At 67.6% G+C, this 23,186-nt stretch carries 24 protein-coding genes; 11 read left to right on the top strand and 13 right to left on the bottom strand.

All coding sequences use genetic code 11. The annotated features are described in order from the left end of the window. Positions 1–33 precede the first annotated feature (33 nt). The 3 genes from CAURIS_RS09955 to CAURIS_RS09945 are packed head-to-tail and all read left to right on the top strand — an operon-like array spanning position 34 to position 2,147. The gene (locus tag CAURIS_RS09955; protein ID WP_290341899.1) at positions 34–501 is read left to right on the top strand and encodes an NUDIX domain-containing protein; all 468 of its coding nucleotides are present in this window, start codon (positions 34–36) and stop codon (positions 499–501) included. Beyond that, entirely contained in the window at positions 494–1,423 is a 930-nt protein-coding gene (locus CAURIS_RS09950) for an ABC transporter ATP-binding protein (RefSeq protein ID WP_290341898.1), read from the top strand. Before CAURIS_RS09955 ends, CAURIS_RS09950 begins: the two co-directional genes overlap by 8 nt. Next, positions 1,416–2,147 carry an ABC transporter permease gene (locus CAURIS_RS09945; protein WP_290341897.1) on the top strand — a complete coding sequence of 244 codons (732 nt, stop codon included), beginning with the start codon at positions 1,416–1,418 and terminating at the stop codon, positions 2,145–2,147. Before CAURIS_RS09950 ends, CAURIS_RS09945 begins: the two co-directional genes overlap by 8 nt. A 7-nt stretch (positions 2,148–2,154) precedes the next feature. Here CAURIS_RS09945 and cls read toward each other — a convergent pair whose 3' ends face one another. Genes cls through CAURIS_RS09925 form a run of 4 tightly spaced genes read right to left on the bottom strand, consistent with a single transcriptional unit; the run spans position 2,155 to position 5,964 of the window. Continuing rightward, positions 2,155–3,630, bottom strand: coding sequence for a cardiolipin synthase (gene cls, locus CAURIS_RS09940; RefSeq protein WP_290341896.1), 1,476 nt, complete (start codon positions 3,628–3,630; stop codon positions 2,155–2,157). Continuing rightward, positions 3,627–4,418, bottom strand: coding sequence for an exodeoxyribonuclease III (locus CAURIS_RS09935; protein ID WP_290341895.1), 792 nt, complete (start codon positions 4,416–4,418; stop codon positions 3,627–3,629). Before CAURIS_RS09935 ends, cls begins: the two co-directional genes overlap by 4 nt. A gap of 10 nt (positions 4,419–4,428) precedes the next feature. Further along, positions 4,429–5,391: an N-acetylglutamate synthase, CG3035 family gene (locus CAURIS_RS09930; protein WP_290341894.1), complete on the bottom strand. Its 963-nt coding sequence runs from the start codon at positions 5,389–5,391 to the stop codon at positions 4,429–4,431. Beyond that, positions 5,392–5,964, bottom strand: a complete 573-nt coding sequence (locus CAURIS_RS09925) for a peptide deformylase (protein ID WP_290341893.1) — start codon at positions 5,962–5,964, stop codon at positions 5,392–5,394. Between the two features lie 16 nt (positions 5,965–5,980). Between CAURIS_RS09925 and CAURIS_RS09920 the strand changes: the two genes are divergently transcribed. The 3 genes from CAURIS_RS09920 (at position 5,981) to CAURIS_RS09910 (ending at position 8,183) form a co-directional block, all read left to right on the top strand. Further along, positions 5,981–6,196 (top strand): DUF3263 domain-containing protein, encoded by a 216-nt coding sequence (locus CAURIS_RS09920; RefSeq protein ID WP_290341892.1) that lies wholly within the window; start codon positions 5,981–5,983, stop codon positions 6,194–6,196. A 19-nt stretch (positions 6,197–6,215) separates the two neighbouring features. Next, entirely contained in the window at positions 6,216–6,980 is a 765-nt protein-coding gene (locus CAURIS_RS09915) for a hypothetical protein (protein WP_290341891.1), read from the top strand. Positions 6,981–7,046: 66 nt separating this feature from the next. Beyond that, positions 7,047–8,183 (top strand): glutamate--cysteine ligase, encoded by a 1,137-nt coding sequence (locus tag CAURIS_RS09910; protein ID WP_290341890.1) that lies wholly within the window; start codon positions 7,047–7,049, stop codon positions 8,181–8,183. 30 nt (positions 8,184–8,213) lie between these two features. On the opposite strand, the gene CAURIS_RS09905 is transcribed toward CAURIS_RS09910, so the two are convergent. The 8 genes from CAURIS_RS09905 to CAURIS_RS09870 all read right to left on the bottom strand — a co-directional run bounded on the left by CAURIS_RS09905 (position 8,214) and on the right by CAURIS_RS09870 (position 17,395). Next, a complete protein-coding gene (locus CAURIS_RS09905) occupies positions 8,214–8,591 on the bottom strand; it encodes a monovalent cation/H(+) antiporter subunit G (protein WP_435384004.1) in 378 nt (125 codons plus the stop codon). Continuing rightward, positions 8,588–8,866, bottom strand: a complete 279-nt coding sequence (locus CAURIS_RS09900) for a monovalent cation/H+ antiporter complex subunit F (protein WP_290341889.1) — start codon at positions 8,864–8,866, stop codon at positions 8,588–8,590. The genes CAURIS_RS09905 and CAURIS_RS09900 overlap by 4 nt, the downstream gene beginning before the upstream one ends. A 4-nt stretch (positions 8,867–8,870) precedes the next feature. Beyond that, the gene (locus CAURIS_RS09895) at positions 8,871–9,380 is read right to left on the bottom strand and encodes a Na+/H+ antiporter subunit E (RefSeq protein ID WP_290341888.1); all 510 of its coding nucleotides are present in this window, start codon (positions 9,378–9,380) and stop codon (positions 8,871–8,873) included. A 2-nt stretch (positions 9,381–9,382) separates the two neighbouring features. Continuing rightward, the gene (locus CAURIS_RS09890) at positions 9,383–11,167 is read right to left on the bottom strand and encodes a Na+/H+ antiporter subunit D (RefSeq protein ID WP_290341887.1); all 1,785 of its coding nucleotides are present in this window, start codon (positions 11,165–11,167) and stop codon (positions 9,383–9,385) included. Continuing rightward, complete coding sequence (locus CAURIS_RS09885) at positions 11,157–11,651, bottom strand: Na(+)/H(+) antiporter subunit C (RefSeq protein WP_290341886.1); 495 nt, start codon at positions 11,649–11,651, stop codon at positions 11,157–11,159. Before CAURIS_RS09885 ends, CAURIS_RS09890 begins: the two co-directional genes overlap by 11 nt. Continuing rightward, entirely contained in the window at positions 11,652–14,663 is a 3,012-nt protein-coding gene (locus CAURIS_RS09880) for a Na+/H+ antiporter subunit A (RefSeq protein WP_290343377.1), read from the bottom strand. It abuts the gene before it with no gap. Positions 14,664–14,872: 209 nt separating this feature from the next. Next, a complete protein-coding gene (locus tag CAURIS_RS09875) occupies positions 14,873–15,391 on the bottom strand; it encodes an acetyl-CoA acetyltransferase (protein WP_290341885.1) in 519 nt (172 codons plus the stop codon). 660 nt (positions 15,392–16,051) lie between these two features. Then, complete coding sequence (locus CAURIS_RS09870) at positions 16,052–17,395, bottom strand: dipeptidase (protein ID WP_290341884.1); 1,344 nt, start codon at positions 17,393–17,395, stop codon at positions 16,052–16,054. 274 nt (positions 17,396–17,669) lie between these two features. On the opposite strand from CAURIS_RS09870, the gene groL reads away from it, so the two are divergent. Continuing rightward, a complete protein-coding gene (groL, locus tag CAURIS_RS09865; protein WP_290341883.1) occupies positions 17,670–19,307 on the top strand; it encodes a chaperonin GroEL in 1,638 nt (545 codons plus the stop codon). A 64-nt stretch (positions 19,308–19,371) separates the two neighbouring features. On the opposite strand, the gene CAURIS_RS09860 is transcribed toward groL, so the two are convergent. Next, positions 19,372–20,412 (bottom strand): alpha/beta hydrolase, encoded by a 1,041-nt coding sequence (locus tag CAURIS_RS09860; RefSeq protein WP_290341882.1) that lies wholly within the window; start codon positions 20,410–20,412, stop codon positions 19,372–19,374. A 483-nt stretch (positions 20,413–20,895) separates the two neighbouring features. On the opposite strand from CAURIS_RS09860, the gene CAURIS_RS09855 reads away from it, so the two are divergent. The 4 genes from CAURIS_RS09855 (at position 20,896) to CAURIS_RS09840 (ending at position 23,101) form a co-directional block, all read left to right on the top strand. Continuing rightward, positions 20,896–21,093: a PorH family porin gene (locus CAURIS_RS09855; RefSeq protein WP_290341880.1), complete on the top strand. Its 198-nt coding sequence runs from the start codon at positions 20,896–20,898 to the stop codon at positions 21,091–21,093. Positions 21,094–21,126: 33 nt separating this feature from the next. Then, positions 21,127–21,336 (top strand): hypothetical protein, encoded by a 210-nt coding sequence (locus tag CAURIS_RS09850; protein ID WP_290341879.1) that lies wholly within the window; start codon positions 21,127–21,129, stop codon positions 21,334–21,336. A gap of 142 nt (positions 21,337–21,478) precedes the next feature. Next, the gene (gene ppk2 / locus CAURIS_RS09845; RefSeq protein WP_290341878.1) at positions 21,479–22,378 is read left to right on the top strand and encodes a polyphosphate kinase 2; all 900 of its coding nucleotides are present in this window, start codon (positions 21,479–21,481) and stop codon (positions 22,376–22,378) included. Next, on the top strand, positions 22,379–23,101 hold the full coding sequence (locus CAURIS_RS09840) for an enoyl-CoA hydratase-related protein (RefSeq protein ID WP_290341877.1): 723 nt from the start codon (positions 22,379–22,381) through the stop codon (positions 23,099–23,101). Positions 23,102–23,186: the final 85 nt, after the last annotated feature.

Raw genomic sequence — 23,186 nt, 5'->3', positions numbered from 1 at the left:
GGGAGGGGAAGGGTTTTGCCTATTGTGGGGGATATGGAAGGAGACGGAAACGGCTGGGTCGAGGGACCGAACGGATTAAGGCTGTGGGGGCGCTTCGGCGCCGCCGGGCTGTTCTTGCAGGCAGGCGACACCGTCTTGTTACAGCACCGGGCGCCGTGGACGGCGCAGGGCGGCACGTGGGGCCTGCCCGGCGGGGCGCGCGACTCGCACGAGACGGTCGCCGAGGCGGCACTGCGCGAGGCGGTGGAAGAGTGCGCGATCGACCCCTCCCTCGTCCGCGTGCACGACGCGCTGGTTACCGCGGGGCCCTTCGACTCCGGGTGGAGCTACACCACCGTCATGGCCACGACAACGACCGGCGCGCCCATCGAGGTCACGCCGAACGCGGAAAGCGAGGATCTGCGGTGGGTGCGCCTGGCGGACGTTCGCTCGTTGCCCCTGCACCCGGGCTTCGAGGCGTCGCTTAGCAGGCTGCTGGGGCATACTGAGACGCATGATTGAAGCGCACGGCCTGACAAAGGTCTACGGTGAGGTCCGGGCAGTCGACGGCCTCACCTTTACCGTTAACCCCGGGGTGGTCACGGGATTCCTCGGCCCGAACGGGTCCGGCAAATCCACCACCATGCGCATGATGCTCGGCCTGGACACGCCGACGTCGGGCACTGCGCTTATCGACGGCTCACCCTACCGCCAGCTCTCCGAGCCCGCCCGGAAGGTTGGCGCACTCCTCGACGCCAAAGGCGTCCACCCCAACCGCACCGCCCGCAACACCCTGCTCTGGCAGGCGCGCGCCGCCGGGCTGCCCGCCTCCCGCGTCGCCGAGGTCCTGGAGCTGGTGGGCCTGACGGAGGTGGCCGGCAAGAAGGTCGGCGGCTTCTCCCTCGGCATGGGCCAGCGCCTCGGCATCGCCTCCGCCATGCTCGGTGACCCGGAGGTGCTCATCCTCGACGAGCCGATCAACGGCCTCGACCCCGAGGGCATCCGCTGGGTGCGCTCCCTGCTGCGCCGGCTCGCCGACGAAGGCCGCACCATCCTCGTCTCCTCGCACCTGCTGGCGGAAATGTCGCAGACCGCCGACCGCCTCGTGGTCATCGGCCGCGGCAAGCTGGTCGCCGACACCTCCGTCGACGAGTTCATCGCCGCCAACTCCGCCGTCGCCGCGCTCGTGCGCCCCGCCTCCACCGAAGAGCTTGAGGCCGCGCTGAACGCCGAGGCGATCCCGTTCGTGCGCGGCGCCGACCACGCCGGGCGCCCGATGGTCACCGTCGAGGGCCGCACCAGCGACGAGATCGGCGCCCTGGCCTTCCGCCACGGCGTGCAGCTCGCCGAGCTCAGCGAGCGCCGCGGCTCCCTCGAGGACGCCTACCTGCACTCCACCGAAGGACACGCTCAGTACTCTGCCCAGGAGGACTTCCATGCTTAACCTCTTTGCCTCCGAATGGACCAAGCTGCGCACCACCGCCTCCCTCTGGTGGACTAGTGGCCTGCTGATCTTTTTGCCCGCCGTGGTCACCGCCACCATGGCCGCCGCCGACACCGAGCTCGCCATGGCCTACGTGCCGCTGACTGTCGTGATGACGGTCACCCTCATCTCCCTCGTCATCTTCACCGTCCAGGCGGCCATGACGGTGACCACCGAATACCGCTTCGGCATCCCCGCCACCACCTACCGGCTCACCCCCGCCCGGTGGACTGTCGGCGCGACGAAGCTCGTGCTTTACGCCCTCATCGCGGCGGTGCTTGCCCTGGCCACCCTCGTCGTCTCCTTCACGCTCGGTGACGCCATCGCCTACAACCCCGCCGACTGGACCACCAATGTGGCCACCACCCGCGCGCTCTGGGCGCTGCCGCTGACGGCCGCCGCCCTCGTGCTGATGGTGCAGGGCCTCGGGTGGATTGTGCGCAACACCGCCGGCGCCATCACGCTCGCCTTCGGGCTCCAGTTCGTCGTCGAGGGGATCATCGGCATCATCCCCCGCGTCGGCGACACCGTGGCGCCGTACCTGCCGTTTTCGAACCTCTACGCCTTCGCCTTCGACGTCCCCACCGCCCACTTCACCGTGTGGCAGTCCCTCGGTATCTTCGTGGCCTGGGCAGCGGTGTTCTGGGCCATCGGCATCGTCCTGCTGGAAAAGCGGGACGTGTAGCGGCCGCTTACTGCAGCGCGGAGGTCAGCTTCATCACGTTGTCGATGTAGCGCCGGTACCACGGGCGCTGGCCCCAGCGCTCCAGCGTGAGCGGGCGGGAGACGGCCAGGTAAGCCTGGGCGAGCTCGTCGAGTTGGCCGAGGAGGGGGCCGCGCCCGACAAACAGGGAGCTTTCGTAGTTGAGGGTGAAGGAGCGCATGTCCATGTTGGAGGAGCCGATCACGCCGACGGAGGTGTTGCGGCCGGGGTCGGCGAGGACGAACTTGGTGTGCAGGATGTAGGGGGCGGGGAACTCCCAGATGCGCACGCCGGCCTCGAGGAGCTGCTCGTAGTAGGAGGATTGGGCGTGCTGCACCATGAACTGGTCGGAGCGCTCGCCGACGAGGAGGTCGACGCGGACGCCGCGCAGGCAGGCGGTGCTGACCGCCTCAAGCAGCGTGTCGTCGGGAACGAAGTAGGGGGAGCAGAGGATGAGGCGCTCGCGGGCGTGGTGGATCAGGGTGTTGAACATCCGCAGGTTGGGCTCGGCGTGGTAGCCGGGCCCGGAGGGCACGAGCTGGACGACGTGGAGCTCGGCGTCCGGGTCAGTGACCTCGGCGGGGGGTTCGAGCTCGATGATCTCGCCGGATTCGGTGTACCAGTCCACGGCGAACATGGATTCCAGTGAGGTGATGACGGGGCCCTCGAGCTCGACGAAGGCGTCGATCCATTGGCGCCCGGCGCGCCGGTGGCCGCGCAGCAGGTAGCCGCGGTCGATGAGGTTGAAGCTGCCGATCATGCCGATGCGGCCGTCGATGACGATGATTTTGCGGTGGTTGCGCAGGTCGGGGCGGCGCCAGCGGCCGCGCAGCGGGTCGAGGGGGAGCATGCGGTAGTGGTCCACGCCGATCTCGTCGAGGCGGCGGGTGAAGCGCCGGTAGCCGGGGTATTTGCGCGAGCCGATGTGGTCGTAGAGGAGGCGGACGTGGACGCCGCGGTCGATGGCTCGCTCGATCGCCTTGAAGACGCGGTTGGTGGTATCGTCCCAGGCCACGGCGTAGATCTCGATGTCCACGTAGCTCTCGGCGGTGTCGATTAGCGCGGCGATGCGCGTCATGGTCATCTCGTAGTCCGTCCACAGGCGCCGCACGTTGGCGTTAAGGGCGGGAAATCCGGTGAGCGTGCGGTTAAGCCCCACCATCGTTTCAATCTCGGCCGAGCGCAGCGAACCGGGCGGGTAGTCGGGGATGCGGGAGTGGACGTTATCCACCTCGGCCTTGGCGCGCTGCTGGATGCCGTGGCGGCGCCGCGAGACGAAGGTCGAGCCCATGAGCAGGTAGAGCGGCAGGCCAACCACCGGCAGCAGGAGGATGAGCAGCAGCCAGGCGTTGGCGCTGGAGGGGCGCCGGTTGGACGGCACGACGCCGATCATGACGAACTTGATGCCGTAGTCCAGCACCATGAGCGCGAGCTGGAAGTAGGAGATGTCGAGGTCGAGGGTCATCGGACGTCGTCAAGCGAAAGCGATTGGGTGTCGTAGTCGGCGACCACGGGCGCGTGGTCGCTCGCGCCCTTGCCCCGGCGCTCGTCGACGTCCACCCATGCATGTGCTAATCGACGACCCAGTGGCGCCGTCACCAGCTGAAAGTCGATCAGCATGCCCTCGTTCTTCTGGAAGCGCATGGCCTTGTAGTCCCAGAAGGAGTAGGGGTCTGCGTGCGTGACGGGGGTCAGCCCGGCCTCCAGGAGCATCTGGAAGGCGGCGCGCTCCGGCTCGGTGACGTGCGTTTTTCCCTCGAACCAGGCGATGTCCCACACGTCGGAGTCGGTGGGGGCGATGTTGTAGTCGCCGCAGTACACGGCGGGGGCGGCCGCATCGACGGAGTCGGCCAGGCGGTAGAGGAACTCCAGCTTGTAGTCGTAGTGCGGGTCGCCGATGGCGCGGCCGTTGGGGACGTAGAGGCTCCACACGTCGACGCCGCCGCAGGTGGCGCCGACGGCGCGGGCCTCCACGCGCGGTTCGCCCGATTTGGCGAAGGCGGGTTGGCGCTCGAAGGACTCGCGCACGTTGTCGAGGCCCACGCGCGAGGCGATGGCCACGCCGTTCCACTGGGAGTAGCCGACGTGGGCGACCTCGTATCCGGCGTCCTGGAAGATGGAGGTGGGGAACTTGTCCTCGGCGACCTTGGTTTCCTGCATGGCCAGCACGTCGACGTCGGCGCGTTCGAGGAACGCCGCGACGCGCTCGGCGCGGGTGCGTACCGAGTTGACGTTCCAGGTGGCTATACGCATGACCTACACACTAACCCAGCCGGGCGTAGCGGTGCCGGTGGTGTTCGACGAATCCCGCCTTGCGGTACAGCGCCAGGGCGGCGGCGTTGCTCGCCCGGGTCTGCAGGTAGGCGGCGTCGGCCCCCTCGCGCGCGCCCCAGGCCAGCAGGCTGGTGGTCAGCTCGGTGCCGAGGCCGCGGCGGCGCAGCGCCAGGGCGACCTCCACGGCGGAGTAGCCGAGCCAGCGGCGGCCGTCGGTGGACTCTGTGATCGTCGCGCGCGTCACGGCCACCGTCTCGCCGTCGATCAGGAGGCGGGCGAAGGCGATGTGGCCGTCGATCTGCGCGTCGACCGCCTTGAGCGCGTCCACCGGAAGGTCCCGGCCGCGGTAGTGGTACATGGCCAGCCAGTTGGCGTCGGGCGCGTCGTCGATGCGGAAGCGCGGCGAGGTCTCGTCGGCGCCGGTGAGCGGGTGCGTCATCACCACAATCTCTTCCCCGAGGCTCCAGCCGCCCGATTCGACCAGCTTGAGCGCCGGTTTGCCGATGCGCTCCGGGATGAGCAGCTGCACCGGCTGGCCGTGGCGGGCGTAGAAGGCACGCAGCTTGTCCAGGGGAACCGGCGCGAAGCCGGCGCTGTGGCCCAGGGGGACGGCCGAGTTGGAGCGCTCCGCGATGTCGGCGCCGGTGCGGGCGAGCCAGCCGTCGATAAGCTCGTGCTCGAGCCCGGGGAACGCCTTGGCGTAGGCCGTCTCGATGGCGCGGATGTCCGAGTTGCGCACGGTGCGCGGCGAGAGCTTCTTCACGATGTGCACGTCGTGGATCTCGATCGCGCTTTTCGACGAGGGGAAGCCCCCGACCTGCTGGGGCGTAACGCGCAACGGGTCGAGCCCGACGACGTGGCCCACGACGTCGCTGGAGTGCTCGCCGCGGCGCTGGCGCACGACCACGCGGTCGCCGACCGCGATGTCGTCGGAGCGGAAAAACCTGCTCATCTAGTGCCCGAAGGGGTCCTCGTCCACGCCAGGCAGCCACGTGTTGCCCGGCACCGTCCACCCGTTGGCCTTGATGGCTCGCTTCGCCTCGCGCTTGTAGCGGCCGGTGAGTACGTCGGTGTAGACAAAACCGTCCAGGTGGCCCACCTCGTGCTGCAGGCAGCGGGCGAAAAAGCCCTCGCCCTCGACCTCGATGCGCGTGCCGTTTTCGTCCAATCCTGTCACCTTCGCCCACTTCGCGCGGCCGGTGGGCCAGCCCTCGCCCGGCACGGAGAGGCAACCTTCGTCGTCCTCGCCGTCGTCGCGCGGCATGGTCTTGGGGATCTCGCTGGTTTCCAGCACCGGGTTGATCACGGTGCCGCGGCGCATGCTATCGCCGTCGGGGCAGTGATAGACGAAGAGGCGCAGCGGCACACCAACCTGGTTAGCGGCCAGGCCGACGCCGTTCGCGGCGTCCATGGTCTCGTGCATGTCCGCGATGAGCTCCGCCAGCTCCTCCACCGGCTGCTCCACCACTTTGGTCGGGGTGTGCAGGACGGGGTCGCCGTGGATGACGATGGGTCGAATTGTCATGCCTATCATATTAAGCATGCTCACCCCGGACGATTTCGCCATCCTCGACTTCGAGGCCGACGCGCCCCGCGGCCTCGGCGCCAAAGAGGAAGCGATCCGCCGCCGCCTGGGCATGAGCCCCGTCCGCTACTACCAGCGGCTCAACGTCCTGCTCGACTCCGCCGAGGCGCTCGCCGCCCGCCCCCAGCTAGTCCGGCGGCTGCAGCGCGTGCGTGACGCTCGCGCCCTCTAGCGCCGGTATAGTTCTCGGCGTGACTTATGAGAATCCCGAGAACAACCAACCGCCTGCCGAGGAGGAAGAATACCGCGGCACCCACCGCCGCGCCGACGACGAGCCCGTCGGCTCCACCGCAGCCGCCGCGGGGGGACTTCCCGCCCGCGGCCTCGGGATGATCCTCATCGCCGTCGCCGCCATCCTCTTGCTCTGGGGCATTTACGTGCTCACCCAGCAGGACCCGGCCGACAACGCCGAGGGCGAGCAGGGCGAACCCGCCGCCGAATCCATCTCGGCCGAGCCCACCGCCCCGGCGCCGCCCGCCACGGCCACCCCGGGCGCTGGCGCGTCCGACTCGCCCACCTCGCCCGCCGAAACCGCCGAAACTGGCGGGACCGCCGGGACCGCCGCGCCCCCGGCAGATCAACCGGGCCCCGCGCCGGCACCCGCCCCGGGCGGCGCCCAGCTGACCGCGGACAACGCCGAGGTCTTCGTGTTCAACAACTCCCCGACGCCCGACCTCGCCGCCCAGACCGCCGGCGATCTCGAGCCGGAATACACCGTGCGCAACCGCTCGGGCGACGCCGCGCAGATGAACCTGCCCGAGCAGAACTTCGGCGTCTTCCCCGAGACCTTCGTCTTCTTCGACCCCGCCGTCGCCGGGGCCGAGCAGATCGCCGCCGACATCGCCGGGCGCGTCGGCGGCGCGCCGCGCTCCGTCCGCGACCTGCCCGAGGGCACGACCCTGCCGCCGGAGGCCACCGCCAACGCCAACGCCGTCACCGTGGTGCTCGCCGGCTAGGCGCATGACCCGCGCGGTGAATGGAAAAAGCAGCCGGATCCCGCCGCGAGAACTAAGCTCTTTCGCATGGATCCGTTCCGCGACTTCGCGCGCTCACCACACCCGACGCTCGGGGTCGAATGGGAAATCGGCCTCACAGACCCGCTGACGAGGGACCTCGTCCCCCGCGCCGCCGAGGTGATCGAGGAAGTCCAGGCCCGCTACCCCGATACCCACCTGGAAAAGGAGTTCCTGCAGAACACTGTCGAGCTGGTCACCCCCGTGTGCCGCACCACCCGGGAGGCCGTGAACAGTTTGGCGGCCACGCTCGAGCGCGTGCGCGAGGTCGCGGCGGAGGAGAACCTGAAGCTGTGGGCCGGGGGCGGCCACCCGTTTTCCAACTTCCGCACCCAGCCGCTGAGCCCGAAGATCACGTACCAGGAGATCATCAACCGCACCCGCTACTGGGGCCAGCAGATGCTGCTGTGGGGGATCCACTGCCACGTGGGCATCCGCCACGAGGACCGCGTCTGGCCCATCATCAACGCGCTGATGACCAAGTACCCGCACCTTCTGGCGATCTCGGCCTCGAGCCCGGGCTGGGACGGCATAGACACCGGCTACGCCTCCAACCGCACCATGCTCTACCAGCAGCTTCCCACCGCCGGGATGCCCTACCAGTTCGCGGACTGGGAAGAGTGGGTGCAGTTCATGTACGACCAGCGCACCTCGGGCGTGATCAACCACACCGGCTCCATGCACTTCGACATCCGCCCCGCCGCGAAGTGGGGCACCATCGAGGTGCGCATTTCGGACGCCACCTCGAACCTGCGCGAGCTCGCCGCCGTCGTCGCGCTCACGCACTGCCTCGTGGTCTACTACGACCGCATGATCGACCGGGGCGAAAAGCTGCCGTCCCTGCAGCCCTGGCACAACGCGGAGAACAAGTGGCGCGGCGCCCGCTACGGCCTCGACGCCCTCGTGATCACCTCCCGCGAGACGGAGGAGCGCTGGGTGAGCCAGGAGCTCACCGAGCTTGTGGGCACGCTCGAGCCCATCGCCGCCGAGCTCGGCTGCGTGGAGGAGCTTGCGCTCGTGCTCGAGATCCTCGAGCGCGGCGCCGGCTACCAGCGCCAGCGCCGCATCTACGAGGTCGAGCGCGACTGGAAGCCCGTCGTCGACGCGACCTGCCAGGAGATGCTCGACCTGACCTGGGAGAGCTAAGCTTTTCGACGCCCCTCGGGCCGCAGCCCCTTAGGGCTTCGGCTGCCGCGGCGCGGGGCGTTCGTTGACAGTCAGCGCGTCCTCGCCGCCGTAGAGGCCTTCGCGCCGGGCGATGCGGCCCAGGCGCTGCGCGGTGACCGGGCTGGTCATCAGGGCGTAGAGGACAAGCAGGGCGAGCACGGCGAGCTCGCCGCGCTCGTGGACCCCGAAGTCGGGGTGGCCGATGATGCGGATGAACGTGCCCAGCACCATGAGGACGAGCCCGGTGGTCTGCGGCTTCGTAATCGCGTGGATACGCGCCATGGTGGAGCGGAAGCGCACGAAGCCGACGGCGGCGGAGAAGACCATGAGCGCGCCGGGCAGGATGAACAGCAGCGAGACAATGTCAGCGATCAGGTGCCAGTTCACAGTGCATCATCCCTCTTGCGGAAGCGGGCGACGGCCAGGGACGAGATGAAGCCGAGCAGGGCGACGACCATCATGACGTTGACCACCGTGGTGTCCATCGTCCAGGCGATGTAGAGCGCGAGGACGCACTGGAGGGAGGCGGTGATGGCGTCGTTGCCCAGCACGCGGTCCATGGAGTTCGGGCCGACGACGATGCGCCAGCACAGAATGAAGAAGCCAGCCACGAGCAGAACCGCAGCGATAGCCAGGAAGACGGTGTAGATGGTGGGGTCCACGGTGCTACCTCCTGCTTTCGAAGATGTCGATCATTTGGCGTTCCAGCCGCGCCACGTTGTGGATCTCGGCCTCGATGCTCTCTTTGTCGCGGGCGTCGAGGACGTGGATGGTCCACTCGCGGTTGGCGATGTCGATGTCGGTGACAGACCCGCCCGGCTGCAGGTTGTAGGCGCACGTGGCGAGGTAGAGGACCAGCTCGTTGGAAACACGCATGGGCACCCGGAGGATCGCGTTTTTCGGCGGCTCCGCGGGGCGCAGGGCAAGCCACGCCACCTTCGCGGAGGCGACCAGCAGGTCCCACACCCAGGTGATGAGGAACGAGATGAGCTTGCCCCAGTGTACCTTGTTGCCGCTGCGCGGAACTTGCGGCAGCGGCAGGGCGACGACGACCAGGGTGGCCAAAGCGAAGCCCGCCAGTACGTTGCCCCAGGTGATCTCCCCCTGAAGGAAGACCCACATGACGGTGAGGAACGCAACGAAGGTCGGGTGGAAGCGGTTACGGAATCCTTGCATGTCTACTTCCCGTCCTTATCCGTGGCGGAAGAGTTCACCGGCGTGGGCACCGGGAAGGTGGACACCCCAGTGGAGACGGGCCCGGAGGTCTCCCCGGCGGGCTCGTTGTAGTCGTCGCGCCCGCCGGCGTTGGGGCCGGGGTCGGGCCCGTCGAGGCGGCGCGTCGGTTCGCCGAGCTCCGGCTGCAGCACCGCGTCGCGGTAGATCGTCTGGTCTGCGGCGGACTCGGCCGCGCGGTCCGTCACCGAGGAGATCGGCCCGGCCAGGACGGTGATGGCCAGCGAGGCCGCCACCAGCGTCGAGGTGGACAGGAACATGCCGACGGGCAGGCGGCCGACGTCGTCGCGCTCTTCGACGTGGACGGTCTCCCCGACGTCGGAAAGCGCCGAAGGGCGAGCCGTGGCCACGGTGCCCTCGGGGGCGTCGGCGCGGTCGCGGAGGAAGCCCTTGGACCAGACCAGGACCATGACGTAGAGGGTCAGCAGCGAGGTGATCACCGCGCCCGCGATGAGCACCCAGGCCAGCCAGGAGCCTTCCTCGGCGCCGGCCTCAAGCAGCATGATCTTGCCCAGGAAGCCGGAGAACGGCGGGATGCCGCCCAGGTTGAGCGCGGGGATGAAGTAGAGGATCGCGATGACCGGGGCGGTGTAGATCAGTGAGCCCATGCGCCGCAGCTGGGAGGTGCCGGCCTGGCGCTCGATAAGCCCCACGACGAGGAAGAGGGTGGTTTGCACCAGCACGTGGTGCACCGCGTAGAAGATCGCGCCCGACAGGCCCTGCACGGTGCCCAGGGCGACGCCGAAGATCATGTAGCCGATGTGGCTGACCAGCGTGAACGAAAGCAAACGCTTGATGTCGTTCTGGGCGAGCGCGCCCATGATGCCCACGATCATGGTGGCCAGCGCCACCCACATGAGCATGGCGTCGAGCGAGCCGTCGACGAAGACGGTCGAGCGCATGCGGATGATGGCGTAGACACCCACCTTGGTCAAAAGGCCGGCGAAGACGGCGGTGACCAGCGAGGCGGCGGTGGGGTAGGAGTCGGGCAGCCAGGCGTCGAGCGGGAAGACCGCGGCCTTGATGCCGAAGGCGACCAGGAGCGTGGCGAAGATCGCGGCGCGGGTGCCCTCGGGGATCGCCTCCATGCGCAGGCCCGCCTGCGCCATGTTCACGGTGCCCACGGAGGCGTAGACCATCGCGATGGCGAAGAGGAAGATCATGGACGACGCCATGGAGACCATGACGTAGGAGATACCCGAGCGCACGCGCCCCGGGGAGGCGCCGAGCGTGAGCAGGATGTAGGAGGCGACGAGGAAGATCTCGAAGCCGACGTAGAGGTTGAACAGGTCGCCGGCCAAAAACGCCAGGTTCACGCCCATGGACAGCAGCATGTAGGTGGGCAAAAAGACGGCGACTGGGTCGTCCTCGTCGCCGTCGCGAAGCCCCTGCGAAATGCCGTACCACATCACGGCGAACAGGACGATGGAGGAGACGAGCAGCATCGCCGAGGAGAGCCGGTCGGCGACGAGCGTGATGCCGATGGGCGCGTCCCAGCCACCCATCTGCACCGTCTGGATCCCGTAGACGTCCGAGATGATCAGTAGTGTCGCCGCGCCGACGGCGAGCGCCAGCAGGGCGAAGAACGCGATGGTGCGCTGCAGGCGCAGATGGCGGCCGGCCACGAGGATGAGGGCGGCGGAGATGGCGGGGAAAAGCACCATCAGGGGGATCAGGATGTGGGTGGCCGGCAGCGCCCACTCTGCATAGGCGGCGAGGCTATCGTTCATCGTCGGCCTCCTTGACCGGGTCCTCGAAGGAGCGCGGGCCGAAGTTGTCGCCGGAGGAGCGCGATCGCCCCGTGTGCGGGTCGTCCGAGGCGTCGTGGTCGGGCGCCGCGGACGGAGTGGCCGGCCGGGCGGCGATGACCTTGTCCTCCGGGTCGCGCTCGACGACGTCGTCCGTGCGGTAGCGGTACTGGCGGTAGGCCAAGGCCAGCATGAACGCGACCATCGCCAGAGAGATCACGATCGCGGTGAGGATCATCGCCTGGGCGAGGGGGTCGGAGGTGCTGTCCTCGTACAGCTCGCTTTCGCGCCCGATCACCGGCGGGGCGCCCGCCTGGCCGCCCGCCTGCAGGATGAGCAGGTTCGCGCCGTTGCCCAGCAGGATCACGCCCATGACCATGCGCGTCATGGCGCGGTCGAGCATGAGGTAGACCCCGCAGGCGATGAGCACGCCCGAGCCGATGAGCAGGAAGAGGTTCGCTTCCATTTAGCTGTCCTTCCTTCCAGTCGTAGTTCCTTCACCAGATTCGTTCCCCTCGGCGCGCGGGGCGACGCTCGAGCCGCCGGTGGCCAGAGCCGTGCGCTGGGCGGCGCGCTCCTGGCGCCGTTTCTCCTGGTCCTGCCGGCGCGCCTGGTTCTTCTCCTGGAGGTTGCGGGCGCGCTCGCGGGCGCGGTCCTTGCGCACCTCCTCCTCGTAGTCGAGGTGGCCGCCGACGGAGGTGAGCACGTGCATGATCAGGCCGATGACGATGACGTAGACCCCGGCGTCGAAAAGCAATGCCGAGGTGATGGTGACCTCGCCGATCAGCGGCAGCTCAGCCTCGATGTAGCCGCTGGTCAGCGGCGGGTAGCCGAAGAACATCGGGCCCACGGCGGCGAGGCCGGAGAAGATCAGGCCCGCGCCCAGAAGCTTGGCGGGGTCGATCGGCAACGCCTCCTCGATCTCGCGGCGCCCGCCGGCCAGGTAGCGCAGCGCGAACGCCAGCGCGGCGACGAGGCCGCCGGCGAAGCCGCCGCCGGGGGCATTGTGGCCGACGAAGAAGAAGTAGAGCGAGAGCATGATCATCGCCGGGAAGAGCAGGCGGGTGGCCACGTCGACCATGATGGAGCGGTTTTGCACCGTCTCCGAGTCGACGTTGGCGGCCAGCCAGCGCGCCTTGTTGGTCAGCAGCACGGGGCGCCGCGAGGAGCGGCTGAAGGTGGTGGTGCCGAAGATGAGGCTGGCCACGCCGGTGGCGGCGATGACAAGCACCGAGATCTCGCCGAAGGTATCTGCCGCACGCAGGTCCACGAGCAGGACGTTGACCGTGTTGCGGCCGTGGCCGATGTCGTAGGCCAGCTCCGGCATGCGCGTGGAAATCGGCTCGGCGACGCGGGCGGACATGGCCGTCATGGCCACGATGACCACCGAGACGCCCGCGGCGATGGAGAGCCAGGCGCGCAGGCGGACGTCGTCACTGCGCTCGCCGGCGTCGGTGGGCATCTTGCGCAGCACCAGCATGAACACGACCACTGAGATCGTCTCCACCAGCACCTGCGTCAGCGCCAGGTCGGGCGCGCCGTGGAGGGCGAAGATGAGCGCGGCGGCGAAGCCGGTCAGGCCCACCATGATGACCGCGGAGAGGCGGTTGCGCTGCATGGTGGCGGCGATGGCCACGAACACCATGAAGATCACCGCGGCGGCCTGCAGCGGGGTGTCCCAGGCGATCATCTGGATCGCGTTGGAGTCCCCGAGCACTAGGGCGCCCAGCGGCACCACCGCGAGGACCAGGAAGATCACCGCGAGGTTGATGGTCAACGAGCCGCGCTGGGTCGAGGCCGTCAGGCGCAGCGACCACACCCGCAGGCGGCCGAGGAGGGAGTCCCAGACCCGGTCGGCGTCGCCAAGCGCTGGCGGATCGAACTGCGCGCGGGCGACGAGCTCGCGCTGCCAGAACATGAGCGAGCCGGCGGTGATGATGATGACGGTGAGAAGCAGCGGCAGGTTAAAGCCGTGCCACAGCGCCAGGTCCTCGCCGGGGACCTCGGGGAAGCGGACGTCGAGGTACTCGTTGAAGGGGTCCGACAGCAAGCGTGGAACGAGGCCGAAGACGATGGACGCGGCCGCCAGGACGGCGGGGGAGATCCACAGCTTCGGGCCGATGGAGTGCATCCCCTCCACAGCCTCCGAGACGACGCCGTCGCCCTTGGTCGCAAACGCGCCGTGCAAAAAGTACAGCGAGTAGGCCATGGTCAGCGCCGAACCGACCACGAGGCCGACGAGCATGAGCCCGCCGGGCATGCCCAACAGCAGCTCCTCGTTGAGGATCGCGTCGAGCGCCGTTTCCTTGGCCACGAAGCCAAACAGCGGGGGAATACCCGCCATCGACGCCGTGGCGACGACCGCGATACCGAAGACCAGCGGCTCCTTGCGGCCCAGGCCCGACAGCTCGCGGATGTCGCGCGTGCCGGAGGAGTGGTCGATCGCGCCGACGACCATGAACAGCGCCGCCTTGAACATGGCGTGGCCGAACGTTAGCGCCAGGCCCGCGAGCGTGGCCTCGCGCGAACCCACGCCGATGACGGCGGTAATCATGCCCAGCTGGGAGACGGTGCCGTAGGCGAGGATGAGCTTGAGGTCGTGCTGCTTCAGAGCCATCCAGCCGCCGAGCAGCATAGTGAAGATGCCGGTGCCGATGACCACGATGTGCCAGGTGTTGACCTCCACGAAGTCCGGGGCGAGGCGGGCGACGAGGTAGATGCCCGCCTTCACCATTGCCGCGGCGTGCAGGTACGCCGACACCGGCGTCGGCGCCGCCATCGCGCCCGGCAGCCAGAAGTGCCAGGGCGCCAGGGCGGACTTGGTCAGGGCGCCGAGCATGATGAGGATGATCGCCGCCGAGATCGCCGGGGTGGTGGAGATGTTGGCGAACAGCGGCAGCTCCGACAGGCGCCAGATGCCGGTCTGGCGGCCGAGCAGGATGATGCCCACGAGCATGGCCAGCCCGCCGAATGTAGTGACAAGCAGCGCCTGGATCGCCGCGCGGCGCGAGGAGGCGCGCTCGCCGTAGTAGCTGACCAGCAGGAAGGACAGCACCGAGGTGAGCTCCCAGAACACGTACATGAGCAGGAGGTTGTCCGAGATGACCAGCCCGTACATGATCGTGGCAAAGGCGGTGAGCTCGCCGCCGAAGATGGCCAGGCGGCGGGGGTTGGAGTCGAAGTAACCCCAGCAGTAGAGCAGGATGAGCGCGCCGACGCCGAGGATGATCAGGCTGAACAGCCCGGCCAAAGCGTCGAGGCGGAACTCGAGGTTCAGGTTGGCGCTGGGCATCCAGCTGTAGCTGGCCAGGATCTCGCCGCCGTCCGCGAAGACGCCGTTGTGGAACATCGAGGCCATCCACACGAAGCCGACGAGAGGGACGATTGCGAGGATGGCAAAGGCGCTGCGCCCGAGAGTGCGTATAAGCAGTGGTGCGGCAATTGTCGCTATAGTGAGCGCGGCCAGCAGCGTCAGCACGGTGGTGCCCTCCTGGGATGTCGGGACTCGGGACGAGGCCGTGCGCGGTGCGACGTACACCCACCGCAGGGGGCAATGAAACTACACCAAAATAACTTGCAAACGTATGCAACAAGATAAAAAGGCGCGTCTTGTCGTGGCGCGGCCAACGTTGCTAACTGTAGCGAGTTTCCATCGTGCCTGCCACGGCGGCCCCGGGCCCTGGGGGTTTACAGGTTGCCGTAGATCCGTTGCGCGCCCGAGGACAGAGCGGCGGCGACGGAGTGCGCGGGCGTGGCGCCGAAGCCGATGGCCCAGGCCCGGCGCTTGTGGTCGACCTGGTGGCCAACCTCGACGCACGTGACGGTGGCTTCATACAGCTCAATCTGGTGGAATGAAAGTATTTCGACGTAGCGGCCGTGGTCGTTGAGGACTTGACTGACCGCGGCGGCGGGCCCGGCGGCATTCATCTCGCAGGTGGTGGTGCGCGGGCGTTCAGTCTTGGTGGAGGCTGTGACGGTTGCGCTGTAGCGGGTGCCGGCCCACAGGGAGTGCGCGGTGGGGGTCAGTCCGACGTGGAGCGTTGCGGCGGGTGCGTAGGTGGCCATGAACAGGCCCCAGTCCATGCCCGCGGCCTCCTCGCGCAGCTCGCGGGGCAGTTTCGTGTCAATGTCGTAGCGCGCCTGCAGCGGGTCGCGCGTGTCGTGGAAGGCGGTGGTGGTGGCAGAAAAAGAGGGCAGGGCAGCCATGGTCGCAATAATTCCTTCAGTGGCGAAAGGGTGGGGGTGGATGACCGGTCCTGGAGTCCTGTACTTCTTACCGACTACTTCCCCGCGCCACACGAACCGGCTAGCTGCGGCTGGGGTACGTAGCCCGAATTACGTGAATTCGGCTACGCGAGCCCGCTAGTACGGCTAGCACCTGGCTCGGAGGAAGAATCGCGGATGTCATGTGGGCCACACTACTGGCTCCCGCTGTGTCGCGCAACACATCCGTAGCATTGCTTCTCGACGCCCCAACGCCGCCGCCTTTTGCGGGGTGCTGGGGCGGGCAGCGGGCGCTAAACCCCTAGTCCTAATCGACCGCAGCGAAATCCGGGGGTGTAAAACCCCAGGTGGCAAACTCCGACTCTGCGTTGGGGTCGACTAGGCGCTGCTAAACCCCGACTTTGCGTGGGCCCTGGTCGACCGCAGCGAAAACAAGCACGTAAAACCCCAGGTCGTAAACCCCGACTCTGCGTTGCGGTCGACCAGGAAGGCGCTAAACCCCGACTTTGCGTGGGCCCTGGTCGACCGCAGCGAAAACAAGCACGCAAAACTCCAGGTGGCGTACCCCGACTTCGGGTTGCGGTCGACCAGGGGGCGCAAGCCCCGACTGTGCGTGGCCGCCGAACAACCCGGAAGGAAACCCTAGCTGCGCGCACCGTAGCGGGTGAGGAAGAGCGCCTCGGCGACGGCGATGCGCTCGATCTCTGCCGGGTCGACGGACTCGTCGACGCCGTGGATGCCGCACAGGGGCTCCTCGACGCCGAAGAGGGCGATCTCGGCGTCTGGGAACTGCTCCTGCAGCGTGATGGTCAGCGGGATGGAGCCGCCGGAGCCGACGACGGCGATGTCGGAGGCGTCGTAGGCCTCGCGTAGGCACTCGCCGAGAAGCGCCACGGCTGGGCGGGCGGGGTCGGTGGAGAAGGGCTGGTTGATGGCGGCGACGTCGACCTGGACCTTCGCGCCCCAGGGGGTGTGCGCGAGGATGTGCTCCTTGACCTTTTCGGCGACGAAGGCGGCGTCCGTGCCGGCGGGAACGCGCAGGTTGAACTGGGCCTGGGCGCGGGCGCTGATGGCGTTGACGGCCTTGTCCACGGGGGTGGAGGTGAAGCCGATCATGGTGATGGCCGGGCGGGCCCAGACCATGTCGGCGGGTTCGTCGTCGACGGTGCCGAGCAGTTGCACGCCTTCGAGGACTCCGGCGTCGGTGCGGAAGACGTCGCGGGGGTAGGGGTCGCCCTCCCAGGTGGCGAGGCAGTCGACGCCGTCGATGGAGGTGCGGCCGTGGGCGTCGAAAAGCGAATCGGCGATGCGCACGAGGGCGTGGGCGGCGTCGGGGGCGGCGCCGCCGTAGCTGCCGGAGTGGATGGAGCCTTCGAGCGTTTCGACGCTGACGGTGATCTGCGCCCCGCCGCGCAGGGAGGTGACCAGGGTGGGTACTCCCGGGGCGACGTTGCCGGAGTCGGCGATGAGGATGGCGTCGGCGCTGAAGAGCTCGGGGTCTGCCTCGATGAGGCGGACCAGCCCGTCGAGGCCGCCGAGCTCCTCGGAGCCCTCCACCACGACCTTTAGTCCGAGGTCGGTGCCGCCGAGCTCCTCCACGAGGCGCAGCGCTTCGAGGTGCATGGCCAGGTTGCCCTTGCAGTCGGCGGCGCCGCGGCCGTACCAGCGCCCGTCGCGCTCGGTGAGTTCGAAGGGGTTGCTGGTCCAGGCGGTGGGATCTCCGGCGGGGACGACGTCGTAGTGCGAGTAGAGCAGTACGGTCGGCGCGTCGCCTTCGGGCTCTTTGAGGCCGATGACGGTGTCTGCATTATCGACGGTCGCATGCCGCGTGACCTGTAGCCCGCGCTCGGCGAGCGCCCCCGCCACCCACGCACAGGCGGCCTCGTGCTCGTCGGCGAACTCGGGCGTGGAGTGGGGGGAGTTGAAGGAGACGAGCGTGGACAGGTCGGAGAAGATGCGCTGGCGCTGCGGGGCGAGATCGGTCATGCGCCCGAAATTACCACCGGGACAGCGGGGCGCCGTTGCACTCACCGGGCGGCAGTGCTAAAACTGGTTCCTAGCACTTGCTGGCACTCGCTGCCCGAGAGTGCTAAAACCTGAATACTTTAAGCGGGTGAGGCTGACGCCACTCATCAGCCGTGCCGTCGCGGGCGCCTGCTTAGCCGCTGACGATCGCCCCCGCGGAGCGCAAGGCCCGGGGGCGGTGGAGTGTCGTCGCTCAACGAGAACTCTCACTAGCTAAGAGGAGCAACAAACTCACATGGCAAAGATGATCGCATTCGACGAGGAGGCGCGCCGCAGCCTCGAAAACGGCCTGAACACCCTCGCGGACGCAGTGAAGGTCACCCTGGGCCCGAAGGGCCGCAACGTGGTCCTGGAGAAGTCCTGGGGCGCCCCCACCATCACCAACGACGGCGTGACCATCGCCAAGGAGATCGAGCTCGAGGACCCCTACGAGAAGATCGGCGCCGAGCTGGTCAAGGAAGTGGCCAAGAAGACTGACGACGTCGCGGGCGACGGCACCACCACCGCCACCGTGCTGGCCCAGGCGCTGGTGCGCGAGGGCCTGCGCAACGTCGCGGCCGGCTCGAACCCGATGGGCATCAAGCGCGGCATCCAGGCCGCCACCGAAAAGGTCTCCGCCGCCCTGCTGTCTGCCGCCAAGGAGGTGGAGACGCAGGAGCAGATCGCCTCCACCGCGGGCATTTCCGCCTCCGACCCGGAGATCGGCGCCAAGATCGCCGAGGCGATGTACGCGGTGGGCAACGGCTCCGTAAACAAGGAGTCCGTGATCACGGTCGAGGAGTCCAACACCTTCGGCGTGGACCTCGAGGTCACCGAGGGCATGCGCTTTGACAAGGGCTTCATCTCCGCCTACTTCGCCACCGACATGGAGCGCGGCGAGGCCGTGCTGGAGGACCCGTACATCCTGCTGGTCTCCGCGAAGATCTCCAACGTCAAGGAGCTCGTGCCGGTGCTCGAGCAGGTCATGCAGTCCGGCAAGCCGCTGCTCATCATCGCCGAGGACGTCGAGGGCGAGGCCCTGTCCACCCTCGTGGTGAACAAGATCCGCGGCACCTTCAAGTCCGTTGCTGTCAAGGCCCCGGGCTTCGGCGACCGCCGCAAGGCCATGCTGCAGGACCTGGCCATCCTCACCGGCGGCCAGGTCATCTCCGAGGAGGTCGGCCTGTCGCTGGAGACCGCCGGCATCGAGCTGCTCGGCCAGGCCCGCAAGGTTGTGGTGACCAAGGATGAGACCACCATCGTCCAGGGCGCCGGCGACCAGGCGCAGATCGACGGCCGCGTGAAGCAGATCCGCGCCGAGATCGAGCACTCCGACTCCGACTACGACCGCGAGAAGCTGCAGGAGCGCCTGGCCAAGCTCGCCGGCGGCGTCGCCGTGATCAAGGTCGGCGCGGCCACCGAGGTCGAGCTCAAGGAGCAGAAGCTGCGCATCGAGGACGCGGTGCGCAACGCCAAGGCTGCCGTGGAGGAGGGCATCGTCGCCGGCGGTGGCGTGGCCCTGCTGCAGGCCGCCAACGAGCTCGAGGGCGACCTCGGGCTGACGGGCGACGAGGCCACCGGCGTGAAGATCGTCCGCGAGGCGCTGTCCGCCCCGCTGAAGCAGATCGCGCTGAACGCGGGCTTCGAGCCGGGCGTGGTGGCCGACAAGGTGGCCAACCTGCCCACCGGCCAGGGCCTCAATGCCGCGACCGGCGAGTACGTGGACATGATGGCCGCGGGCATCAACGACCCGGCCAAGGTCACGCGCTCCGCGCTGCAGAACGCGGCCTCCATCGCCGCGCTCTTCCTCACCACCGAGGCCGTCGTGGCGGACAAGCCCGAGCCGGCCTCCGCGGGCGCGGGCATGGACCCCGAGTCCATGGGCATGATGTAAAAAGCACTGCTTAACGACGCCTCAAGGGCGCCCCGGGGAGAACCGGGGCGCCCTTTTCGCGCGGCTAGAGGCCGGCCAGCCACTCCTTTTGCAGCTCGAAGCTGGCGGGGACGGTGTCGCTGTGAGTCACCTCCGGGATCTCGCGGTACTCCGCGGTGACCCCCTTGTCCTGCCACACCTTGAGCACCGACTTGAGCGATTCGCGGTTGATGGTCACGTCCTTGTCTCCGGCGAGGATGAAGATCGGCCCCTGCGGGTGCATGAGCTCCAGGCGCTGCTCGTCCAGGAGGTCCTGCATGGGCTTGGTGTTGGCCTTGGAGATGAACAGCTCGCCGCCGGACGTGTCGGCGACCTCGTCGCGCAGTTCCGGCAGGGTGAGCTTTTCGGCCTTGTCCACGAGCTCGGCGCCGCGCTCGCTGAGGAAGTCCTCGGCGCGCACGGTGTCAAAGGCGTTGAGGGCGCCGGCGATGACGATGGGGAAGAAGCGCACCGCGGTGCCCTTGAGCATGCGGGCGACGTCGACGGGGCGCACGCCCATGATCCGCAGGTTCTTGTTCACCAGCTCGGTATCGCCGGGGGCGAGCGAGATGGTTGCGGCGAGTCCGGTAGTCGGGTTATCTGCCGCGGCGAGCGCGGCGTAGCCGCCCTGGCTAAAGCCCACGTTGAGCCAGCTCTCGCCGCGGCCGAACTTTACGCGCGATTCCTCCACGAGCCGGTTGATGGAGGAGGCCAGCGAGGCCCGGTGCATGTACGTCGCGCCGACCTCCTCGACACCAAGGCCCTCGTAGTCCGGCTGAGCGACCACGTAGCCCTCGTCCACCCAGCGCTGCAAAAACTCGGTCCACGGGGTGATGTAGCGCTCGATGCGGTCGCCCGCGACGTGGCGCGAGGGGGCGCTGTTGGTGGAGATACCGGTGGTCCCGTGCGCCCAGCTGAAGATCGCCCCGTCCGGGCGCCGCTCGACGGGCACGGTGACCAGACCGGTCATGGGCACGGGCCCGCGGGCGCCCTCGGCGGTGTAGCGGACGTGGTAGGTCTCGGCCCCGCGCGGGGCGGCCGGGGTGTCCTCGGAGGCCACCAGGGTCCATTCGCTGCGTGTTGTCATTGCTCTCCTTTGAATGTTGACGCGTTCAATGTTGACACGCACCCTACGGAGGGTCTGCAGGGCACGGAAGAGGCGCCTTCCCACCTTATTGAACCCGGAGTGTGCGCGTGCGCGGTACGGCCCGTGCCTCCCCGAAAAAGCGTACTACCCCCGGAAGGGGGCGAAAAGCAAAGCCCGCAAAGGGCGTGAAAGGCCGACATTAATCGCCGCGCCCTTCGGCACCGTTACGTGCCCGTCCCGCGTTCACGGAGAGTTCATTCACCAGGGACGAAGAAGCGCAGGTAGCACGATTTTTGATAAAAATCTAAACACTATGCAAACACGAGCATGTAACGGCCGCATGGCAGCGCCTTGAAAAAACCGTTGCAGAACCTGTTGACACCCTCCGGCATTGTGGCAATATATCCCCCGTGACGCCCGCCGGGTGTCAGACACTGTCAAAGCCAGGCACATACTGGCACCTAACTTTCTAAGGGGAAAAACATGGACCTCGGTACCATTGCAACCCAGCTCGGCGACTTCGATAAGTTCGTCAGCAACCTCGTCGACTTCCTGCAGGGGATCCCGGGCATTTTCGCCAAGATCGGCGAGTGGGCTAAGCCCAACGACATCATTGCGGATACTTCTTCCGCTCTCCTCGGTACTAACCGCACGACCGTCCCGGTCCCCGGTCAGGACTAATCCTCCCACCCGCTTCACTGAAAGGTAAAACACATGTCCTCTTTCTTCTCCGTCTCTGGCACTTCTGAAGAAGCCCCGACGACCCCCGAGTCCCTGGAGAACTTTAACCGGGCGATCACCGACTGGACCGCTCTCTCCTCCGGTAACACCATCACCGGCGAGTTCTTCAACTTCATCAAGTCCCTCGCTGGCCTCGCCGGCAACCTCGGCAACGTCCTCGACGTGGTGAACAAGTACCTCTAAGTACGTACCCTCGGGCATTCTGCCTGACCTGAAACCCCGCCCTCGCGGCGGGGTTTTTTCGTGCCCACCCCTGCATGTATGCAGTAAGGCTTATGTGTTTTTCGCCGCGCGGGGGTGGGGTAACCCCGGTACGATGGCGCCTATGGCTGACCACACTGACGACGACATGCCGATGATTGACCTCGCCGAGATCGAGGGTTACTGGGTGGACGACTCGGACGAGGACGACCCGGTCCTCCTCCAGCCGGACGGGACCCCGATTGAAACATGGCGCGAAAACTACCCCTACGACGAGCGCCTGAAGCGCGACGAGTACGAGAAGGTCAAGCGCGCCCTACAGATTGAGCTGCTGAAGTGGCAGAACTGGACCAAGGAAACGGGCCAGCGCCACATTATTATTTTTGAAGGCCGCGACGCCGCCGGGAAGGGCGGCACTATTAAGCGTTTCAACGAACACCTCAACCCGCGTGGGGCTCGGACGGTGGCGCTGGAAAAGCCGTCGCCACGCGAAAGCACCTCCTGGTACTTCCAGCGCTACATCGAGCACTTCCCGGCGGGGGGAGAGATCGTCTTCTTCGACCGCTCCTGGTACAACCGCTCCGGCGTGGAGCGCGTGATGGGCTTTTGCACCGAATCGCAGCACGCGGAGTTTTTGCGCGAGGTGCCCATGCTGGAGAACATGATCCTCGGCTCCGGCATCTCCCTGACCAAGTTCTGGTTCTCCGTGACCCAGAAGGAGCAGCGCACGCGCTTTGCTATCCGCCAGGTCGACCCGGTGCGCCAGTGGAAGCTCTCCCCAATGGACCTGGCCTCCCTGGACAAGTGGGACGACTACACCCGCGCCAAGGAGGAGCAGTTCCGCTACACGGACACCGACGAGTCGCCGTGGATCACCATTAAATCCAACGACAAGAAGCGCGCCCGCATCAACGCGATGCGCTACATCCTGAGCAAGTTCGAGTACACGAACAAGGACCACGATGTTGTCGGTGAGCCCGACCCGCTGATCGTCAAGCGCGGGCGCGACCAGATCGGCGACTAGATGCTGGTCTCCGTCGAGCAACGCGGCGCTCTCGCCGTCCTCACCCTCACCCGGCACGAAAAGCGCAACGCCATCAGCGTGAGCCTCGCGGCGGAGCTGACCCGTGCGCTGCGGGCGCTTGGCCCCGACACCCGCACCGTGCTGCTCACCGGCGCCGGGTCCTGCTTCAGCGCCGGCGCGGATCTGAGCGAGGACAAAATCGGCGGCGGCTTCTTTCCGGCCTTCGACGAGCTCATCCACACCCTGCGCGCCCTGCCCGTACCCGTGGTCGCCTACGTCAACGGGCCCGCCATCGGTGCCGGCATGATGCTCACCATGGCGTGCGACCTGCGCGTCGTCTCCAGTGCGGCGTCTTTCCGCATCCCCGTCGGCGACATGGCCATCGGGGTCAACGAGTGGGTGGTCACCAGCCTCGCGGACCTCGTCGGTGGGTCGCGGGCCCGCGTGATGCTGTATACCGGCGGGGCGCTCGACGCGGCGGCGGCCGTGGACTGCGGCTACGGCATCCCCGGCGAGAGCATCGACGACGCCGTGCGCCTCGCCGAGACCGTGGCGGCGAAGGCGCCGCTGACGCAGCGCAACATCAAGATGCGCTTCGCGCCGGACCTGCACAGCCCGGAAGAGCTTGAGCAGGCCACCGAGGCGCCCTTCACCTCCCAGGACCTTGCCGAGGCCGCGCGGGCGCGCGCAGAGAAGCGGGCACCACGGTTTACGGGGCGCTAGAAGCTCGCTTGAATCTTAATATTGCCAGGCCGGGATTGAGCTGGCATAATACGCAAAGATTCTAAGGCTGCCTGTTTCTACGGCC

Origin of the sequence: Corynebacterium auris, from assembly GCF_030408575.1 — a bacterium.
Classification (GTDB): Bacteria; Actinomycetota; Actinomycetes; order Mycobacteriales; family Mycobacteriaceae; genus Corynebacterium; species Corynebacterium auris.
The sequence above is the reverse complement of the archived record's forward strand: the minus strand, read 5'-3'. Positions and strand labels throughout refer to the sequence as shown.

Excerpts from the sequence above, each read along its gene's own strand:
- CAURIS_RS09955 (WP_290341899.1), top strand. The coding sequence starts at position 34 with ATGGAAGGAGACGGAAACGGCTGGGTCGAGGGACCGAACGGATTAAGG.
- CAURIS_RS09930 (WP_290341894.1), bottom strand. The coding sequence starts at position 5,391 with ATGAGCAGGTTTTTCCGCTCCGACGACATCGCGGTCGGCGACCGCGTG.
- CAURIS_RS09860 (WP_290341882.1), bottom strand. The coding sequence starts at position 20,412 with ATGACAACACGCAGCGAATGGACCCTGGTGGCCTCCGAGGACACCCCG.
- CAURIS_RS09920 (WP_290341892.1), top strand. The coding sequence starts at position 5,981 with ATGCTCACCCCGGACGATTTCGCCATCCTCGACTTCGAGGCCGACGCG.
- CAURIS_RS09850 (WP_290341879.1), top strand. The coding sequence starts at position 21,127 with ATGTCCTCTTTCTTCTCCGTCTCTGGCACTTCTGAAGAAGCCCCGACG.
- CAURIS_RS09885 (WP_290341886.1), bottom strand. The coding sequence starts at position 11,651 with ATGGAAGCGAACCTCTTCCTGCTCATCGGCTCGGGCGTGCTCATCGCC.
- CAURIS_RS09895 (WP_290341888.1), bottom strand. The coding sequence starts at position 9,380 with ATGCAAGGATTCCGTAACCGCTTCCACCCGACCTTCGTTGCGTTCCTC.
- CAURIS_RS09935 (WP_290341895.1), bottom strand. The coding sequence starts at position 4,418 with ATGCGTATAGCCACCTGGAACGTCAACTCGGTACGCACCCGCGCCGAG.
- ppk2 (WP_290341878.1), top strand. The coding sequence starts at position 21,479 with ATGGCTGACCACACTGACGACGACATGCCGATGATTGACCTCGCCGAG.
- groL (WP_290341883.1), top strand. The coding sequence starts at position 17,670 with ATGGCAAAGATGATCGCATTCGACGAGGAGGCGCGCCGCAGCCTCGAA.
- cls (WP_290341896.1), bottom strand. The coding sequence starts at position 3,630 with ATGACCCTCGACCTCGACATCTCCTACTTCCAGCTCGCGCTCATGGTG.
- CAURIS_RS09870 (WP_290341884.1), bottom strand. The coding sequence starts at position 17,395 with ATGACCGATCTCGCCCCGCAGCGCCAGCGCATCTTCTCCGACCTGTCC.
- CAURIS_RS09855 (WP_290341880.1), top strand. The coding sequence starts at position 20,896 with ATGGACCTCGGTACCATTGCAACCCAGCTCGGCGACTTCGATAAGTTC.
- CAURIS_RS09890 (WP_290341887.1), bottom strand. The coding sequence starts at position 11,167 with ATGAACGATAGCCTCGCCGCCTATGCAGAGTGGGCGCTGCCGGCCACC.
- CAURIS_RS09875 (WP_290341885.1), bottom strand. The coding sequence starts at position 15,391 with ATGGCTGCCCTGCCCTCTTTTTCTGCCACCACCACCGCCTTCCACGAC.
- CAURIS_RS09950 (WP_290341898.1), top strand. The coding sequence starts at position 494 with ATGATTGAAGCGCACGGCCTGACAAAGGTCTACGGTGAGGTCCGGGCA.
- CAURIS_RS09945 (WP_290341897.1), top strand. The coding sequence starts at position 1,416 with ATGCTTAACCTCTTTGCCTCCGAATGGACCAAGCTGCGCACCACCGCC.
- CAURIS_RS09925 (WP_290341893.1), bottom strand. The coding sequence starts at position 5,964 with ATGACAATTCGACCCATCGTCATCCACGGCGACCCCGTCCTGCACACC.
- CAURIS_RS09840 (WP_290341877.1), top strand. The coding sequence starts at position 22,379 with ATGCTGGTCTCCGTCGAGCAACGCGGCGCTCTCGCCGTCCTCACCCTC.
- CAURIS_RS09910 (WP_290341890.1), top strand. The coding sequence starts at position 7,047 with ATGGATCCGTTCCGCGACTTCGCGCGCTCACCACACCCGACGCTCGGG.